This window comes from Streptomyces sp. SID13726, from assembly GCF_010548375.1.
Classification (GTDB): domain Bacteria; phylum Actinomycetota; class Actinomycetes; order Streptomycetales; family Streptomycetaceae; genus Streptomyces.
The window spans coordinates 1-1,148 of record NZ_JAAGLY010000059.1; the positions used below are offsets into that span (position 1 = coordinate 1).

The 1,148-nt window shown below is 74.8% G+C and carries 1 protein-coding gene and 1 pseudogene; one reads left to right on the forward strand and one right to left on the reverse strand.

What is annotated here, in order from left to right; genetic code table 11:
* Positions 1–478, reverse strand: a 478-nt coding sequence (locus G3I78_RS46305) for an NUDIX domain-containing protein (protein ID WP_164436532.1), incomplete at its 3' end; no start/stop codon positions are given.
* 355 nt (positions 479–833) lie between these two features.
* Here G3I78_RS46305 and G3I78_RS53350 point away from each other — a divergent pair.
* A pseudogene (locus G3I78_RS53350) lies at positions 834–1,148 on the forward strand (hypothetical protein); the annotation flags it as partial.

The window sequence follows — 1,148 nt, forward strand, 5'->3', positions numbered from 1 at the left end:
CGGCTGAGGGGTCCGCGAGCCGGCCGAGCGCGTGGCCGAGCCGCTCGACCGTGGAGCGCGCGAGGTCGGCGGGCAGGTCGTCCGGGGCGAACCACGCGACCGCGAGCGACTCGTCGTCCGCGACGTGCGCCGCGGCCGCGGCCGTGGGGGACACCGGCCGGCACAGGAACGCGAGGTCGAGGTACTGCGAGCGGTCGCCGTTGGGGTACTCGACCGGCTCGGTGACGGTCACCGCGACGAGCGCGTCCACGACGACGTCGACGCCCGTCTCCTCGCGCACCTCGCGCGCGAGCCCGACCGCGGGGTCCTCGCCGGGCTCGAGGATCCCGCTGATCACGGCCCACTGCCCGGTGTGGGCGCGCTGCCCGAGCAGCAGGCGGCCGTCGTCGTCCACCACGACGGCCGACACTCCCGGCATCCAGAGGAGGTCGGTCCCGACGTGGGACCGCAGGGCGGCGACGAACTCGGGGATCGGCATGGCCCGAGCCTAGGCGGGCACGCCCGCACACAGGCCGACCGGCACGTGAGACGCGCCGTCCGACCCGCGGAGGCACTGTGCTACGGTCGCTCCGTGACTTCTCAGTGGTATTGGCGCTTTACGCAGGCTCCCGGTGGGGCCGTGCGGGCGTTCGCCTGACCACAGATCACCACCCGGAGCCAGCACAGGGCCTTGGACGCGGACCGCGTCCGGGCCCTTCGTCGTGAGACGGGCCGCTCCGGGACCACGGGCGGCAGCAGGCCGGTGAAGCGCCAGGTGAAGACCGCCGAGCACAGCTGAGCACCCCGACTCACGGCGCTCCCCGAACCCCCGCCGCACAGACCAGGAGCCTCCCGTGACCAGCACGACCACCCACCCCGAGTCCGCGTCGTCCAGCCCGACGTCCACCGCGTCGTCCGACCAGGTGACGAGTACCGTCGACCCCGTGGACAGCCCCGAGCTCCAGGCCCGCACGAGCGACCTGCGGGTCCGCGCGCTCGACGCGCTCCCCGCCCCGCGCGCGATGCTCGCTGACCTGCCGCTCGGCGCCACGCGCAGCGACCTCGTGACGACGTCGCGCCGCGAGGTTCGTGACGTCCTCGCGGGCGACGACGACCGGCTCCTCGTCATCGTCGGCCCGTGCTCGGTGCACGACCCGGAGGCCGCGCTC